Below are 15,407 nucleotides of genomic sequence, written 5' to 3'. Positions count from 1 at the left end.
CAGCAGCCCGCGCCGCTTCAGCCGCGACACCGCCGAGCGCACCGACGGCGCGTCGACCCCGGCGGCGCCGAGCAGCCGGATCAGTTCGGCGACCGGGACGGGGCCCGGGAAGCCGCGCCCGTAGGCCCCGTACAGCGTGACGATGAGGGAGCGCGGGGTGTGGGGGTGGCGGGGGTGCGGGATCTGCTCGGACACGTGATCACTGTACGGTTCGGGGCGCATCCGCAGCCGGTGGCGCAGGCTCCCGCAGCCGGAACCGCTGGAGCTTGCCGGTGGCCGTGCGCGGCAGCGCGTCCAGGAAGACGATCTCCCGCGGGCACTTGTACGGCACCAGCTCCGCCTTCACGAACTCCCGCAGCCCCTCCGGGTCCCGGCGCGCCCCTTGCCGCAGCACCACGTACGCGACCACGACGGAGCCGCGCGCCTCGTCGGGCCGCCCGACGACCGCCGCCTCCGTGACGTCCGGGTGGTGAAGGAGCGCGTCCTCCACCTCGGGGCCGGGGATATTGTACCCGGCGGAAATGATCATGTCGTCGGCGCGGGCGACGTAGCGGAAGTAGCCGTCGGGGTCGCGGACGTAGGTGTCGCCGGTGACGTTCCAGCCGTGGCGCACGTACGTCGTCTGCCGCTCGTCGGCGAGATAGCGGCAGCCGACCGGGCCGCGCACGGCGAGCAACCCCGGTTCCCCGTCCGGGAGTTCGGCGCCGTCGGCGTCGATGATCCGGGCCTGCCAGCCGGGCACCGCGCGGCCCGTCGCGCCCGGCCGGATCGCGTCGTCGGCGGCGGAGATGAAGATGTGCAGCAGTTCGGTGGCGCCGATGCCGTTGATGATCCGCAGTCCGGTCGCCTCCTGCCAGGCGTGCCAGGTGGCGGCGGGCAGGTTCTCCCCGGCGGAGACGCAGCGCCGCAGGGAGGACAGGTCGTGGCGGCCGGGCTCCGCGAGCATCGCCCGGTACGCCGTCGGCGCGGTGAACAGCACCGAGACCCCGTACGCGGAGATCGCGGGCAACAGCTGGCGCGGGCCCGCCTGTTCGAGGAGCAGCGCGGAGGCGCCGGCGCGCAGCGGGAACACCACGAGACCACCGAGCCCGAACGTGAAGCCCAGCGGCGGACTGCCCGTGAACACGTCGTCCGGCGTCGGCCGCAGGACGTGTCGTGCGAACGTGTCGGCGATGGCGAGGACGTCCCGGTGGAAGTGCATGCAGCCCTTGGGGCGTCCGGTCGTCCCCGAGGTGAAGGCGATCAGGGCCACGTCGTCGTCGGCGGTCGCCACGGCCTCGTAGGACGACGGCTTCCGGGCGGCCCGGTGCAGCAGGTCGTCGGGCCCCTCGCCGCCGAACGGGGTGATCCGCAGCCCCGGCGCCTCCGCCTTCACCAGATCGTCCACCGACCGTGCGTCGCACAGCGCGTGCCGCACCTGCGCGATCTCGCACATCGTCGCCAGCTCGGCCGGCCGCGACTGCGCGAGCACGGTCACGGCGATGCCGCCCGCCTTCATCACGGCGAGCCAACAGGCCGCCAGCTGCGGGGTGGTGGGGCCGCGCAGCAGTATCCGGTTGCCGGGCACCACCCCGAGGTCCTCGGTCAGGACGTGCGCGATGCGGTCCACCGTCGCCTGCAACTCGCCGTACGACCACGAGGGTTGACCGGGGGCGTGGAAGGCGGGCCGGTCCGCGCCGTGGCGGCGCACCGTCGCGTCGAGCAGCTCGGCGCCGCAGTTGAGCCGCTGCGGATAGTGCACCTCGGGCAGGTCGAAGGCGAGGCGCGGCCACAGGTCGGCGGGCGGCAGATGGTCGCGCGCGAAGGTGTCGGTGTGGGCGGACGGGTGCAGGGTCATCTGGGGCGCCCCCTTGCCGGTGCCGTGCCCGGCTCGCATGCCATGGCGTGGTCGCGCATCGAGCGTATCGTGATGGTGACGACAGTCAACGGGGCGCGATACGGTTCCGTGGGAGAGGTGGCCGGCCCGGCCGTCCGCCCGGAGAGGAGCACCGGTACATGGGGACTTTCTCGCTCGCACCCGACCGGCTCGCCTGGTGTGCCGAGCTGCGCACGCTCGCCGGGCAGCGGCTCGCCCCGCTGGCCGACAAGGGCGAACCGGGCCGCGTCAACCGCCCGCTCGTCGCGGCCCTCGGTGAACTCGGCCTGCTGGAGCGCCTGTTCACGTCCGGCGCGCTCGACCTCTGCCTGATGCGGGAGTCGCTGGCCCGCGTCTGCACCGAGGCGGAGACCGCCCTCGCACTACAAGGGCTCGGGGCGCACCCCGTGCACGCCCACGGCACGAAGGAGCAGCGCGAGCGGTGGCTGCCCGAGGTGGGGGCGGGCCGGGCGGTCGCCGCGTTCGCGCTGAGCGAGCCGGGCGCCGGGTCGGACGCCGCCGCCCTTGCCCTGCGCGCCGACGAGGACACGGCGGGCTGGCGGCTGACCGGCGAGAAGTGCTGGATCTCGAACGCGCCGGAGGCCGACTTCTACACCGTCTTCGCCCGCACGGGCGGGGCCGGTTCCGCAGCCCGCGGCGTCACCGCCTTCCTGGTCCCCGCCGACCGGCCGGGCCTGACCGGAGCGCCTCTCGACATGCTCTCCCCGCACCCCATCGGCTCCCTCGCCTTCGACGGCGTACCGGTGACCGCGGACGACGTGCTCGGCGAGACCGGCGGCGGGTTCCGGGTCGCCATGCACACCCTGAACCTGTTCCGGCCCAGCGTCGGCGCGTTCGCCGTCGGCATGGCGCAGGCGGCCCTCGACGCGACGCTCGCGCACACCGCCGAACGGGAGGCGTTCGGCGGTACGTTGAAGGACCTCCAGACCGTCGCCCACCAGGTCGCGGACATGGCGGTACGCGTCGAGTCGGCCCGCCTGATGGTGTACGCGGCAGCATCCGCGTACGACGAGGGCGCGGACGGGGTGCCCCGCCGGGCCGCGATGGCGAAGCTCCTCGCGACCGAGACGGCACAGCAAGTCGTCGACGCAGCGGTCCAGTTGCACGGGGCGCGGGCGCTGCGCCGCGGCCACCTCCTGGAGCACCTCTACCGCGAAGTACGCGCACCCCGCATCTACGAGGGTGCCACCGAGGTCCAACGCGCCATCATCGCCCGCGAGTTGTACAAGGAGACCGCAGGATGAACCCTGACCTCCACCGGGTGAACCCGCCCGAGCTCTCCCCGCCCACCGGTTTCTCGCACGCCGTCGTCGCCACCGGGAGCCGCCTGGTCCTGCTGGCCGGCCAGACCTCCCTGGACGCCGACGGAAAAGTCGTCGGCGCGACCCTGCCCGCGCAGTTCACCCGCGCCCTGACGAACCTGCTCACCGCCCTGCGGCACGCGGGCGGCACCCCGGCCGACCTCGCGCGCGTCACGGTCTACGCGACGGACGTCTCGGACTACCGGACCCACGCCGGTGAACTCGGCCGCATCTGGCGGGAGTTGGCGGGACGCGACTATCCGGCGATGGCGGTGATCGGTGTCAGCCGCCTCTGGGACGAACAGGCACTGGTCGAACTGGACGGCACAGCGGTCCTGCCCTGAGACGACCGGCGGCCTACGCCCGGGTGTCGTCGCGGAAGGCGGTGAGGATCTGTTCGGCGGCGAGGGCCGGGGTGAGGGTGCCGTCCTTGACGTGCTGTTCGAGGGCGGGGGCGAGGGCGCGGACGGCGGGGTGCGCGTGGAGGTGGTCGAGGAGGGTGTCGTGGACCATGGTCCAGGTCCAGTCGACTTGCTGGTCGCGGCGGCGGGTGGTGAGTCGGCCGGTGGTGTCCAGGTGGGTGTGGTGGGCTTCGAGGCGTTCTCGGAGGGTGTCGAGGCCGGTGCCGTTCTGGGCGCTGCAGGTGAGGACGGGCGGCGTCCAGGCGGCGTCGGCCCCCGTGCCGGGGTCGGTGTGGGCGTGGTGGAGCAGGCGCAGGGCGTGGGTGAGTTCGCGGGCTGCGGCGCGGGCGTCGGGTTCGTGGGGGCCGTCCGCCTTGTTGACGGCGATGAGGTCGGCGAGTTCGAGGACGCCTTTCTTGATGCCTTGGAGCTGGTCGCCGGTGCGGGCGAGGGTGAGCAGGAGGAAGGTGTCGACCATGTCGGCGACGGTGGTCTCGGACTGTCCGACGCCGACGGTTTCGACGAGGACCACGTCGTGGCCCGCGGCTTCCATGATGATGATGGATTCGCGGGTGGCTTTGGCGACACCGCCCAGGGTGCCTGCGCTGGGGGAGGGGCGGATGAAGGCGTGGGGGTGGGCGGCGAGGCGTTCCATGCGGGTCTTGTCGCCGAGGATGGAGCCGTGAGTGCGGGTGGAGGAGGGGTCGACGGCGAGGACGGCGACGTGATGTCCGCGGTCGATGAGGTGGGTGCCGAACGCGTCGATGAAGGTGGATTTGCCGACGCCGGGGACGCCGGTGATGCCGATGCGCCGGGCGTGTCCGCTGTGGGGGAGCAGCGCGGTGAGGAGGCGTTGTGCGAGGGCGCGGTGGTGGGGGCGGGTGGACTCGACGAGGGTGATCGCGCGGGCGACCAGGGCCCGGTTGTTGTCGAGGACGCCCTTGACGTAGGTGTCGAGGTCCAGGGGCATGTGCTCACCGGCTGACGTAGGTGTCGAGATCGAGGGCCATGGCGTTCAGAGGGTGTCGTGGCCGAGGTCGGCCGCGAGACGTTCGATGAGGTCGTGGGCGGCGTCGGGGATGACGGTGCCGGGTGGGAAGACGGCGGCGGCGCCCATGTCGAGGAGCGTGGGGATGTCGTGCGGGGGGATGACGCCGCCGACGACGATCATGATATCGCCGCGTCCTTCGTGGGTGAGGGCGTGGCGCAGTGCGGGCACGAGCGTGAGGTGTCCGGCGGCGAGGGAGGAGACGCCGACGATGTGGACGTCGGCCTCGACGGCTTGGCGGGCGACTTCGTCGGGGGTCTGGAAGAGGGGACCGACGTCGACGTCGAAGCCGAGGTCGGCGAAGGCGGTGGCGATGACCTTCTGGCCGCGGTCGTGGCCGTCCTGACCCATTTTGGCGACGAGGATGCGGGGGCGGCGGCCTTCGGCCTCGGCGAAGGCGTCGATGCGGGTGCGGGTGCGGTCCAGGCGGGGGGTGGGGCCGGTCTCGTTGCGGTAGACGCCGGAGAGCGTACGGATCTGCCCGGAGTGGCGTTGGTAGACCTTTTCCAGGGCGGAGGAGATCTCGCCGACGGTGGCGTGCGCGCGGGCCGCCCGCACGGCCAGCTCAAGGAGGTTGCCGTCGCCTCCGGCCGCGCGGGTCAGTGCGTCGAGGGCGTGCCGGCAGGCCGCGTCGTCGCGGTCCGCGCGCAGCCGCTGGAGCTTGGCGAGTTGCTGCGTGCGTACGGAGGTGTTGTCGACGGCGAGGACGTCGACGTGGGCGTCGGTGGTGACGCGGTATTTGTTGACGCCGATGACGGGCTGGCGTCCGGAGTCGATGCGTGCCTGGGTGCGGGCGGCGGCTTCCTCGACGCGGAGTTTGGGGATGCCGGCGTTGATGGCCTGGGCCATGCCGCCCGCGGTCTCGACTTCCTGGATGTGCTGCCAGGCGCGGCGGGCGAGGTCGTGGGTGAGCTTTTCGATGTAGGCGCTGCCGCCCCAGGGGTCGATGACACGGGTGGTGCCGGATTCCTGCTGGAGCAGGAGCTGGGTGTTGCGGGCGATGCGGGCGGAGAAGTCGGTGGGCAGGGCGAGGGCTTCGTCCAGGGCGTTGGTGTGCAGGGACTGGGTGTGGCCCTGGGTGGCGGCCATGGCCTCCACGCAGGTGCGGGTGACGTTGTTGTAGACGTCCTGGGCGGTCAGGGACCAGCCGGAGGTCTGGGAATGGGTGCGCAGGGACAGCGATTTGGGGTTCTGCGGGTGGAACTGGTTGACGAGTTTCGCCCAGAGCAGGCGGGCGGCGCGGAGCTTGGCGATCTCCATGAAGAAGTTCATGCCGATGCCCCAGAAGAAGGACAGGCGGGGGGCGAACGCGTCGATGTCGAGGCCCGCCTGGCGTCCGGCGCGCAGGTATTCGACGCCGTCGGCGAGGGTGTAGGCGAGTTCGAGGTCGGCGGTCGCGCCGGCTTCCTGGATGTGGTAGCCGGAGATGGAGATCGAGTTGTAGCGGGGCATGTGCTGGGAGGTGTAGGCGAAGATGTCGGAGATGATCCGCATCGACGGCTTCGGCGGGTAGATGTAGGTGTTGCGGACCATGAACTCCTTGAGGATGTCGTTCTGGATGGTCCCGGCCAGTTTCTGCGGCGGCACGCCCTGTTCCTCGGCGGCGACGATGTAGAGGGCGAGGACCGGCAGGACGGCGCCGTTCATGGTCATGGAGACGGTCATCTTGTCGAGGGGGATGCCGTCGAAGAGCTGGCGCATGTCGAGGATGGAGTCGATGGCGACGCCCGCCATGCCGACGTCGCCGGTGACGCGGGGATGGTCGCTGTCGTAGCCGCGGTGGGTGGGCAGGTCGAACGCGATCGACAGGCCCTTCTGCCCGGCGGCGAGGTTACGGCGGTAGAAGGCGTTGGACTCCTGGGCGGTGGAGAACCCCGCGTACTGGCGGATCGTCCACGGCTGGTTCACGTACATCGTCGGATACGGGCCCCGCAGGAACGGGGCGAGACCGGGACGGGTGTCGAGGAAGTCCAGCCCTTCCAGGTCGTGGCCGGTGTAGAGAGGCTTGACCGTGATGCCTTCGGGGGTCTCCCACAGCAAGTCGTCACCGTCAGCGGCCTGCTTGACGGCGTCACGCCACTCATCAAGACCCGGGCCGTGAGCGGGGGTTCCCAGATCGACCCCGGAGAAGTCGGGGACGGCGGGTCCGGAAGGGCTGGTCATCGGGACACTCCCATGCGGTCAAGGGTGGTGGACAGCACGGCCACGGCATCGCAGCCCGCGAAGACGTAGGTGTCGACCCCGGCGTACGAGCCGGGACGCCCGGCGAGGAACACATGCGAAGCACCGGCCGACCGCACCGACTCGGCTTCTGATTCCGCCAGTTCGGCATACAGGGCGTCGCTGGAGCACAGGCAGACCTCGCTCGCTCCGCTGTCCTCGAAGGTGCCGTCGGTGACGGGCTCGATCCCGCCGGCCTGGAACAGGTTGGCGGCGAAAGTCAGCCGCGCGGTATGCGCCGCGGCGGGGCCCAGCGTCGCCAGGAACACCCGCGGCCTGGCGCCCGTGGCGGCCAGATGTGCGTCCGAGCGGGCCCGCAGCACCTCGAACGCCTCGTCCCGGCGCACCCGCGGCAGCCCACCCGGCAACGGGGCAGGCGCCGGCTCACGTACCACCGGCCTCTCGGCGAGATCGGGGAACTCGCTGACCCCGGTGACGGGTTCACGCCGTGTCGCCAGCCGCGCGCTGCGCACCGCCCACGTCGCCGCCAGACGGTCGCCCACCAGCCCGGACCGCAGCGCCGCCGCCTGCCCGCCCGCCGCCTCGATCTCCTGGAAGAACTCCCAGGCGGCGTGGGCGAGTTCGTCAGTCAGCCGTTCCACGTACCAGGAGCCGCCGGCCGGGTCGATCACCCGCGCCAGATGCGACTCCTCCACCAGAATCGTCGACGTGTTCCGCGCGATCCGCCGGGCGAACGCATCCGGCAGCCCCAGCGCCTCATCGAAAGGCAGCACCGTCACCGCGTCCGCGCCGCCCACCCCCGCACTCAGCGTCGCGATCGTGGTCCGCAGCATGTTCACCCACGGATCACGCCGGCTCATCATCACCGGCGACGTCACCGCATGCTGCACCTGCGCCCCCGCCCCCGGCGCCCCGCACACCTGCGCCACCCGCGCCCACAGCCGCCGTGCGGCCCGTAGCTTCGCGATCGTCAGGAACTGATCGGCACTCGCCGCGTACCGGAACTCCAGCTGCCCGCAGGCCTGTTGCACACTCAGCCCGCCCGCCACCAGTGCCCGCAGATAGCCGACAGCCGTCGCCAGCGACGCCCCCAGCTCCTGCGCCGCCGATCCGCCCGCCTCGTGGTACGCCAGCGCATCGACCGTCAGCGCCCGCAGCCCCGGATACCGTGCCGTGCACGCCCCGGCCAGCTCCACCACCGGGGCAAGGTCGTAGGCCTGCCCGGTACGCGCCTCGAAACCCAGCGGATCCCCGCCCAGATTCCCCCGCGCCGCCTCCGGCGCCACGCCCAATTCGCCGTACAGGGCCAGCAGTTCGGCCGCCGCGGCTTCGGTGTCGGGGCCCGCGTCCAGCACCACCGGCGCCAGATCGAGGAACACCCCCTCCAGAGCCGCACCCAGCGAGGTGAGCGGGATGCCGGCCCCGCCGACGGTCAGCCACAGGGACGACGCCCCGTTCTCCAGATCGGCAAGGACCTCCCCCTCGCCGGGCGGAACGGTGTGCCGCTGGCGTACGTCCCAGCCGCCCACCGCATTCCCGGCCGCCCGTCCGCTCCGCACGAACGGCGCGAACCCCGGCAGCCCCGGATCCGGCACGTCGTCGCGCGCGGTATACAGAGGCCGAGTACGCAACTCGCCCTCCACCGCGGTGGACAGGGCGTCTTCCGCTTCGCCGGCCGAGACTTCCTTGCCCGCCTTGCGCAGGACACCTGCGACCAGGTGCTGCCACTGCTCATGCGTCGCGTCAGGAAACTCGGCCGCCAAAGAGAACTCGTCGTCAGGCAGAACCGTCATGCCCGGGAGGCTAGAGCGGCTCCCTAGAGTGCCAGCAGGACGGCCCTTGCGCGGACCCGAGTGCGCGACGCCCGCCGACCCCGGTCAGCCGCCGGGCGGCTCTCGCACGGAGGAGAGCCGCCCGGTGCCTCGGGCATCACCCGGGCATCAGATGTCGCGGAACGTCTCGATCTGCGCCCCGACGGAGTTGAGCCGCTCCGCCAGATCCTCGTAACCGCGGTTGATGACGTACACGTTGCGCAGCACCGAGGTGCCCTCGGCCGCCATCATCGCGAGCAGGACGACGACCGCCGGGCGCAGCGCCGGCGGGCACATCATCTCGGCGGCCCGCCAGCGGGTCGGACCCTCCACCAACACCCGGTGCGGGTCGAGGAGTTGGAGCCGCCCGCCGAGCCGGTTCAGGTCGGTGAGGTAGATGGCCCGGTTGTCGTAGACCCAGTCGTGGATCAGGGTCTTGCCCTGGGCGGCCGCGGCGATCGCCGCGAAGAACGGGACGTTGTCGATGTTCAGGCCCGGGAACGGCATCGGGTGGATCTTGTCGATCGGCGCCTCCAGCTTGGAGGGGCGCACGGTGAGGTCGATGAGACGCGTGCGGCCGTTGTCGGCGAAGTACTCCGCGGTCCGGTCGTGGTCGAGCCCCATCTCCTCCAGGACGGCCAGCTCGATCTCCAGGAACTCGATCGGCACGCGCCTGACGGTCAGCTCGGACTCCGTGACGACCGCGGCGGCCAGCAGGCTCATCGCCTCGACCGGGTCCTCGGACGGCGAGTAGTCGACGTCGACGTCGATGTGCGGCACGCCGTGCACGGTCAGGGTCGTCGTGCCGACGCCCTCGACGCGGACACCGAGCGCCTCCAGGAAGAAGCACAGGTCCTGGACCATGTAGTTCGAGGAGGCGTTGCGGATCACCGTCGTGCCGGCGGAGCGGGCCGCGGCCAGCAGCGCGTTCTCGGTCACGGTGTCGCCGCGCTCGGTCAGCACGATCGGGCGGTCCGGCGCGACGTCCGGCTGCACCTCGGCGTGGTAGAGCCCCTCGGTGGCCGTGATGTCCAGGCCGAACCGGCGCAGCGCGATCATGTGCGGCTCGATCGTGCGGGTGCCGAGGTCGCAGCCGCCCGCGTACGGCAGCTTGAAGCGGTCCATGCGGTGCAGCAGCGGGCCGAGGAACATGATGATCGAGCGGGTGCGGCGGGCCGCCTCCGCGTCGATGGCGCCCATGTCGATGTCGGCGGGCGGCACGATCTCCAGGTCCACGCCCTCGTTGATCCAACGGGTGCGCACGCCGATGGAGTTGAGGACCTCCAGGAGGCGGTAGACCTCCTCGATGCGGGCGACCCGGCGCAGGACCGTGCGGCCCTTGTTGAGCAGCGATGCGCACAGCAGTGCCACGCACGCGTTCTTGCTCGTCTTGACGTCGATCGAGCCGGACAGGCGGCGACCGCCGACCACCCGCAGGTGCATCGGACCGGCGTAGCCCAGAGAGACGATCTCACTGTCCAGGGCTTCGCCAATTCGGGCGATCATCTCAAGACTGATGTTTTGGTTTCCGCGCTCGATGCGGTTCACGGCGCTCTGGCTGGTGCCGAGCGCCTCGGCAAGCTGCGTCTGCGTCCAGCCCCGGTGCTGACGGGCGTCGCGGATGAGCTTGCCGATGCGTACGAGGTAGTCGTCTGCCATAGCGGCAGGCTATCTCAGATATGAGATGACGCATGTCGGGGGGTCCAAGTGGGCGAACCCCCTTGACGGGGCCTCAGTGACGCTTGCTCGTCTTGGTCCGGCGCCAGCCGAAGGGGCCCGGCAGGTCCTTGGACGTCGTGCTGCGGCCGGTGCTGCTGCGCGTGTGGCGCGTGCCGCCCGGACCCTTGGTCGTGACCGACCACGACTTGCGGTTGATGTTGAGACGCACTCCCGGCAGGATTCGGAAGCTCTTGCGGAATGTGAGCGGCATGAGGGGATTCCTTCCGTGGCGTGCCCTCCGGATACCCCGCCGCGTCCCGATCAGTCGAGAGCAATCACGGCTCCGGCCCGGCGTGCGCCACCGGCCCGGGGAGGGGGCGGGCGCGATCGGGGCCTTTTCCCGCCGGCCCAACCGGCCCGTTCCGGCGCCCTGTTGATCGACTGCGGCACGGGCAACGGCGGCGAGAACCGGCAGGGCAACGACCCGGGAACGGGCCGAACGCGGAGTCCACCCTTGAGGCCGCCGCCCGCGAGCTGTCCGGTGGGGCCGCCTCCGGACGACACGGCCTCCAGCAGGCGCACCCGGCTACCGAAGGGCGAGACGGCCGGCACCTCGCTCCGCGGCGTGCCTGTGCGACCGTCGGCCACTCCTTCTCCCTGGCCGTGGCGAAGGGGCTGGGCCGTGCGGGCGACGGGGGCCTGAAGGGGCGCCCCTCGCCGGCCCCCGCGTAGCCGCCGGTGCCAGCGCTGGTGTCCGTCCGCGTCGCGTACGACGATGGAGAGACGTGACATAGGACATGGCAGGGGTACGCGCTTGGTTGCGCGCAGGGGTCATGTACTAGAGTTATCTCGACATCGAGATATCTGCCGAGGCGTACCGCAGCCGCAGGGCATCGTCGGTCGGCCGGTAAGGGTTACCTAACTTAGCCTTACCTTAGCGGATCGGCAACGCGTCGTGGCGGCAGGATGTGGTGGAACGCGCACATATATGAAGGAGACTGTCGTGTCGGCGAACAGCTTCGACGCCCGCAGCACGCTGCGCGTGGGCGACGAGTCGTACGAGATCTTCAGGCTGGACAAGGTCGAGGGCTCTGCTCGCCTTCCCTACAGCCTCAAGGTCCTTCTGGAGAACCTGCTCCGCACCGAGGACGGCGCGAACATCACCGCCGACCACATCCGTGCGATCGGCGGCTGGGACTCCCAGGCCCAGCCCTCGCAGGAGATCCAGTTCACGCCGGCCCGCGTGATCATGCAGGACTTCACCGGCGTGCCCTGTGTCGTCGACCTCGCCACCATGCGTGAGGCCGTCAAGGAGCTCGGCGGCGACGCGGACAAGGTCAACCCGCTCTCCCCGGCCGAGCTGGTCATCGACCACTCCGTCATCGCGGACAAGTTCGGCACGAAGGACGCCTTCGGCCAGAACGTCGAGCTGGAGTACGGCCGCAACAAGGAGCGCTACCAGTTCCTGCGCTGGGGCCAGACCGCGTTCGACGACTTCAAGGTCGTCCCGCCGGGCACCGGCATCGTCCACCAGGTCAACATCGAGCACCTGGCCCGTACGGTCATGGTCCGTAACGGCCAGGCCTACCCCGACACCCTGGTCGGCACCGACTCGCACACCACGATGGTCAACGGCCTGGGCGTCCTGGGCTGGGGCGTCGGCGGCATCGAGGCCGAGGCCGCGATGCTCGGCCAGCCGGTCTCCATGCTCATCCCGCGCGTCGTCGGCTTCAAGCTGACCGGTGAGCTCAAGCCGGGCACCACCGCCACCGACCTGGTGCTGACGATCACCGAGATGCTGCGCAAGCACGGCGTCGTCGGCAAGTTCGTCGAGTTCTACGGCGAGGGCGTCGCCGCCACCTCCCTCGCGAACCGCGCCACCATCGGCAACATGTCGCCGGAGTTCGGCTCGACCGCCGCGATCTTCCCGATCGACGGCGAGACGATCAACTACCTGAAGCTGACCGGCCGCTCCGAGCAGCAGGTCGCGCTCGTCGAGGCGTACGCCAAGGAGCAGGGCCTCTGGCTCGACCCGGCCGCCGAGCCCGACTTCTCCGAGAAGCTGGAGCTGGACCTCTCCACGGTCGTCCCGTCGATCGCCGGTCCCAAGCGCCCGCAGGATCGCATCGTCCTCGCCAACGCCGCGCAGCAGTTCGCCGTCGACGTGCGCAACTACGTCGCCGACGACGAGGAGGCCGGCAAGGAGTCCTTCCCGGCGTCCGACGCCCCGGCGCACACCAACGGAGTCCCGTCGAACCCGGTCACCGTGACCGCCCCCGACGGCTCGACGTACGAGCTCGACCACGGCGCCGTCACCGTCGCCGCGATCACCTCCTGCACCAACACGTCGAACCCGTACGTGATGGTCGCCGCCGCGCTCGTCGCGAAGAAGGCCGTCGAGAAGGGCCTGACCCGCAAGCCGTGGGTCAAGACCACCCTCGCCCCGGGCTCCAAGGTCGTCACCGACTACTTCGACAAGGCGGGGCTCACCCCCTACCTCGACAAGGTCGGCTTCAACCTCGTCGGCTACGGCTGCACCACCTGCATCGGCAACTCGGGCCCGCTGCCCGAGGAGGTCTCGAAGGCCGTCAACGACCACGACCTCGCCGTGACGTCGGTCCTCTCCGGCAACCGGAACTTCGAGGGCCGCATCAACCCCGACGTCAAGATGAACTACCTGGCGTCCCCGCCGCTGGTCGTCGCGTACGCCCTCGCCGGTTCGATGAAGGTCGACATCACGAAGGACGCGCTCGGCGTGGACCAGGACGGCAAGCCCGTCCACCTCGCCGACATCTGGCCGACCGAGGCCGAGGTCAACGACGTCGTCGCCAACTCCATCGGCGAGGACATGTTCAACAAGTCCTACTCCGACGTGTTCGCCGGTGACGCCCAGTGGCAGTCGCTGCCGATCCCGACCGGCAACACCTTCGAGTGGGACAGCGAGTCGACCTACGTCCGCAAGCCCCCGTACTTCGAGGGCATGACGATGGAGACCACCCCGGTCTCCGACATCACGGGCGCCCGCGTGCTCGCCAAGCTCGGCGACTCGGTGACGACGGACCACATCTCGCCCGCCGGTGCCATCAAGGCCGACACCCCGGCCGGCAAGTACCTCACGGAGCACGGCGTCGAGCGCCGTGACTTCAACTCCTACGGCTCGCGCCGTGGCAACCACGAGGTCATGATCCGCGGCACGTTCGCCAACATCCGCCTGCGCAACCAGATCGCGCCGGGCACCGAGGGCGGCTACACCCGCGACTTCACGAAGGACGACGCCCCCGTCTCCTTCATCTACGACGCCTCGCGCAACTACATCGAGCAGGGCACCCCGCTGGCCATCCTGGCCGGCAAGGAGTACGGCTCGGGTTCGTCGCGCGACTGGGCCGCCAAGGGCACCGCGCTGCTCGGCGTCAAGGCCGTCATCGCCGAGTCGTACGAGCGCATCCACCGCTCGAACCTCATCGGCATGGGCGTCCTGCCGCTGCAGTTCCCGGAGGGCCAGACCGCCGAGACCCTCGGCCTGACCGGCGAGGAGACCTTCTCCTTCACCGGCGTCGAGGAGCTCAACAACGGCACCACGCCGCGCACGGTCAAGGTCACCACCGACACCGGTGTCGAGTTCGACGCGGTCGTCCGCATCGACACCCCCGGTGAGGCGGACTACTACCGCAACGGCGGCATCATGCAGTACGTGCTGCGCAACCTGATCCGCAACTAGGCTTCAGCGCGCGGCAGTCGAGGGCCGCATCCCCGCAGCGTCGGGGGTGCGGCCCTTCGTCATGCGTCGGGACCCTGCGCGCGTACGCGCCGCACCTCCTCCAGTGACTGCCGCAGTGCGCCGAGCCAGTCGTCCGCGTTGCGCCCGACGAGGCGAACGCACCACGCCAGCGCGTCACTTCGGCTGCGGGCCACGCCGCCGGCGACGAGCGTGTCGAGCACCTGGCGCTCGGGCTGCCGCAGTCGCGTCATCACCGGCGCGGCCACGTGCGTGAACAGCGCCTCCTCGGCCCCGCAGCGCACGCCCCACGACACCTTCCGGCGGAACCGGTGCTCGGCCTCCCGCGCCACCGCCACGCGCTGCTCCCGGGTGCGCTCCCGGAACTCCTGGACGCGGCCCTCGACGGCGGCCGCCCGCTGCGCGTCGGAGACGTCCTTCGCGAGTTCCGGCTCGGCGATGCGCCCGACGACGGTGATCTCCTCGCGGTCCACGGTGACGTCGGCGGTCCCCTCGAAGAGGTCCTCGGGCAGACGGCCGGCGAACCAGCCGCGCAACTCCTCGTGCTGTTCGGCTGTAATCATGTAATCACCGTTGCACCGCCCGGAGTTGGCGGCAAGACCCGGGACGCTCCTCAGTCCGCGGCGACCAGGTCCAGCAGCCCCGGGAACCTCTTGTCCAACTCCTCGCGCCGCAGCACCGCCGTGCGGCTGTTGCCGTGGTCGACCATGCGGATCAGTCCCGCCTCGCGCATCACCTTGAAGTGGTGCGAGGTCGTCGACTTGGACACCGGCAGCTGGAAGTACGCACAGGTGCGCTCGGCGCCCGCCGGCTCTCTCAGGAACCGGGCGATCACGCCGAACCGCAGGGGGTCGGCGAGCGCGTGCAGGACCGTGCGCAGGTCCATCTCGGCCGCTGCGGGGTGACCGTCCTCGTCCGGCATCTCTGCTCACTCCTCTCAGGTTCTACTTGCATCGTACCTTCCTGTCGTGCGAAGGTCAGGTTCGATCGATTCCGAACCTTCATCCGTACCTCTACCTCCGCCGGGGGCGCTCACGCATGTCCGTATCAACTGCCGAACAGACCACGCCCGTTGAGGCTCCGGGGCGACGCGGCCTGACGCTTGCCGCCGTCCTCCTCGCCATCTTCGTCGTCCCCATGTCGATCTCCGGCACGGCCGTCGCCCTCCCCGGCATCGGCACCGACCTGGGCGCCTCGGACACCGCGCTCCAGTGGGTCGTGAACGCCTTCAACGTCGCCTTCGCCTGCTGCACCCTCGTCTGGGGCTCCGTCGCCGACATCGTGGGACGGGTACGGGTCTTCGGCGCGGGCGCCGCACTCTTCGCCGTCGCCGCCACCGCGAGCGCCCTCGCGGGCGACGCCCTGGTGCTCGACGCGGCCCGCGCCCTCGCCGG

Annotated in this window: 12 protein-coding genes and 1 pseudogene; 4 read left to right on the top strand and 9 right to left on the bottom strand. The window is 70.9% G+C overall.

The window, feature by feature from the left end; genetic code table 11:
- Together G3I40_RS47430 and G3I40_RS29305 are read right to left on the bottom strand one after the other, a co-directional pair.
- Nucleotides 1–195: pseudogene (locus G3I40_RS47430) on the bottom strand (PaaX family transcriptional regulator); the annotation flags it as partial.
- Nucleotides 196–199: 4 nt separating this feature from the next.
- Nucleotides 200–1,837 carry an AMP-binding protein gene (locus tag G3I40_RS29305; RefSeq protein ID WP_164305557.1) on the bottom strand — a complete coding sequence of 546 codons (1,638 nt, stop codon included), beginning with the start codon at nt 1,835–1,837 and terminating at the stop codon, nt 200–202.
- Between the two features lie 158 nt (nt 1,838–1,995).
- On the opposite strand from G3I40_RS29305, the gene G3I40_RS29300 reads away from it, so the two are divergent.
- Nucleotides 1,996–3,120 (top strand): acyl-CoA dehydrogenase family protein, encoded by a 1,125-nt coding sequence (locus G3I40_RS29300; RefSeq protein WP_164305555.1) that lies wholly within the window; start codon nt 1,996–1,998, stop codon nt 3,118–3,120.
- Nucleotides 3,117–3,521 carry a RidA family protein gene (locus G3I40_RS29295; protein WP_164305553.1) on the top strand — a complete coding sequence of 135 codons (405 nt, stop codon included), beginning with the start codon at nt 3,117–3,119 and terminating at the stop codon, nt 3,519–3,521. The genes G3I40_RS29300 and G3I40_RS29295 overlap by 4 nt, the downstream gene beginning before the upstream one ends.
- A gap of 13 nt (nt 3,522–3,534) precedes the next feature.
- On the opposite strand, the gene meaB is transcribed toward G3I40_RS29295, so the two are convergent.
- The 5 genes from meaB to G3I40_RS29270 all read right to left on the bottom strand — a co-directional run bounded on the left by meaB (nt 3,535) and on the right by G3I40_RS29270 (nt 10,548).
- Entirely contained in the window at nt 3,535–4,548 is a 1,014-nt protein-coding gene (gene meaB / locus G3I40_RS29290) for a methylmalonyl Co-A mutase-associated GTPase MeaB (RefSeq protein ID WP_164305551.1), read from the bottom strand.
- A gap of 45 nt (nt 4,549–4,593) precedes the next feature.
- On the bottom strand, nt 4,594–6,789 hold the full coding sequence (gene scpA / locus G3I40_RS29285) for a methylmalonyl-CoA mutase (protein WP_164305549.1): 2,196 nt from the start codon (nt 6,787–6,789) through the stop codon (nt 4,594–4,596).
- A complete protein-coding gene (locus G3I40_RS29280; RefSeq protein WP_164305547.1) occupies nt 6,786–8,600 on the bottom strand; it encodes a methylmalonyl-CoA mutase subunit beta in 1,815 nt (604 codons plus the stop codon). The genes scpA and G3I40_RS29280 overlap by 4 nt, the downstream gene beginning before the upstream one ends.
- Nucleotides 8,601–8,747: 147 nt before the next feature.
- Nucleotides 8,748–10,277, bottom strand: a complete 1,530-nt coding sequence (locus tag G3I40_RS29275; RefSeq protein ID WP_164305544.1) for a UDP-N-acetylglucosamine 1-carboxyvinyltransferase — start codon at nt 10,275–10,277, stop codon at nt 8,748–8,750.
- Between the two features lie 73 nt (nt 10,278–10,350).
- Nucleotides 10,351–10,548, bottom strand: a complete 198-nt coding sequence (locus G3I40_RS29270) for a DUF4236 domain-containing protein (RefSeq protein ID WP_164305543.1) — start codon at nt 10,546–10,548, stop codon at nt 10,351–10,353.
- A gap of 732 nt (nt 10,549–11,280) precedes the next feature.
- Between G3I40_RS29270 and acnA the strand changes: the two genes are divergently transcribed.
- Nucleotides 11,281–13,995 (top strand): aconitate hydratase AcnA, encoded by a 2,715-nt coding sequence (gene acnA / locus G3I40_RS29265; RefSeq protein WP_164305541.1) that lies wholly within the window; start codon nt 11,281–11,283, stop codon nt 13,993–13,995.
- 59 nt (nt 13,996–14,054) lie between these two features.
- Here the strand turns inward: acnA and G3I40_RS29260 are convergent, their stop codons facing one another.
- Both G3I40_RS29260 and G3I40_RS29255 read right to left on the bottom strand, forming a co-directional pair.
- Nucleotides 14,055–14,576: a hypothetical protein gene (locus tag G3I40_RS29260; RefSeq protein ID WP_164305539.1), complete on the bottom strand. Its 522-nt coding sequence runs from the start codon at nt 14,574–14,576 to the stop codon at nt 14,055–14,057.
- Nucleotides 14,577–14,626: 50 nt separating this feature from the next.
- Nucleotides 14,627–14,935, bottom strand: coding sequence for a helix-turn-helix domain-containing protein (locus G3I40_RS29255; protein ID WP_164305537.1), 309 nt, complete (start codon nt 14,933–14,935; stop codon nt 14,627–14,629).
- A gap of 116 nt (nt 14,936–15,051) precedes the next feature.
- Between G3I40_RS29255 and G3I40_RS29250 the strand changes: the two genes are divergently transcribed.
- On the top strand, nt 15,052–15,407 hold a 356-nt coding region (locus tag G3I40_RS29250; RefSeq protein WP_164305535.1), incomplete at its 3' end, for an MFS transporter.

The sequence above is a fragment of the Streptomyces sp. SID14478 genome (assembly GCF_010548525.1).
Taxonomy (GTDB): Bacteria; Actinomycetota; Actinomycetes; order Streptomycetales; family Streptomycetaceae; genus Streptomyces.
Note: the sequence above shows the minus strand (reverse complement) of the source record. Positions and strands in the feature narration are given on the sequence as shown.

Coding starts and splice junctions, on each gene's coding strand:
- G3I40_RS29305 (WP_164305557.1), bottom strand. CDS start 1,837: ATGACCCTGCACCCGTCCGCCCACACCGACACCTTCGCGCGCGACCAT.
- G3I40_RS29300 (WP_164305555.1), top strand. CDS start 1,996: ATGGGGACTTTCTCGCTCGCACCCGACCGGCTCGCCTGGTGTGCCGAG.
- G3I40_RS29295 (WP_164305553.1), top strand. CDS start 3,117: ATGAACCCTGACCTCCACCGGGTGAACCCGCCCGAGCTCTCCCCGCCC.
- meaB (WP_164305551.1), bottom strand. CDS start 4,548: ATGCCCCTGGACCTCGACACCTACGTCAAGGGCGTCCTCGACAACAAC.
- scpA (WP_164305549.1), bottom strand. CDS start 6,789: ATGACCAGCCCTTCCGGACCCGCCGTCCCCGACTTCTCCGGGGTCGAT.
- G3I40_RS29280 (WP_164305547.1), bottom strand. CDS start 8,600: ATGACGGTTCTGCCTGACGACGAGTTCTCTTTGGCGGCCGAGTTTCCT.
- G3I40_RS29275 (WP_164305544.1), bottom strand. CDS start 10,277: ATGGCAGACGACTACCTCGTACGCATCGGCAAGCTCATCCGCGACGCC.
- G3I40_RS29270 (WP_164305543.1), bottom strand. CDS start 10,548: ATGCCGCTCACATTCCGCAAGAGCTTCCGAATCCTGCCGGGAGTGCGT.
- G3I40_RS29260 (WP_164305539.1), bottom strand. CDS start 14,576: ATGATTACAGCCGAACAGCACGAGGAGTTGCGCGGCTGGTTCGCCGGC.
- G3I40_RS29255 (WP_164305537.1), bottom strand. CDS start 14,935: ATGCCGGACGAGGACGGTCACCCCGCAGCGGCCGAGATGGACCTGCGC.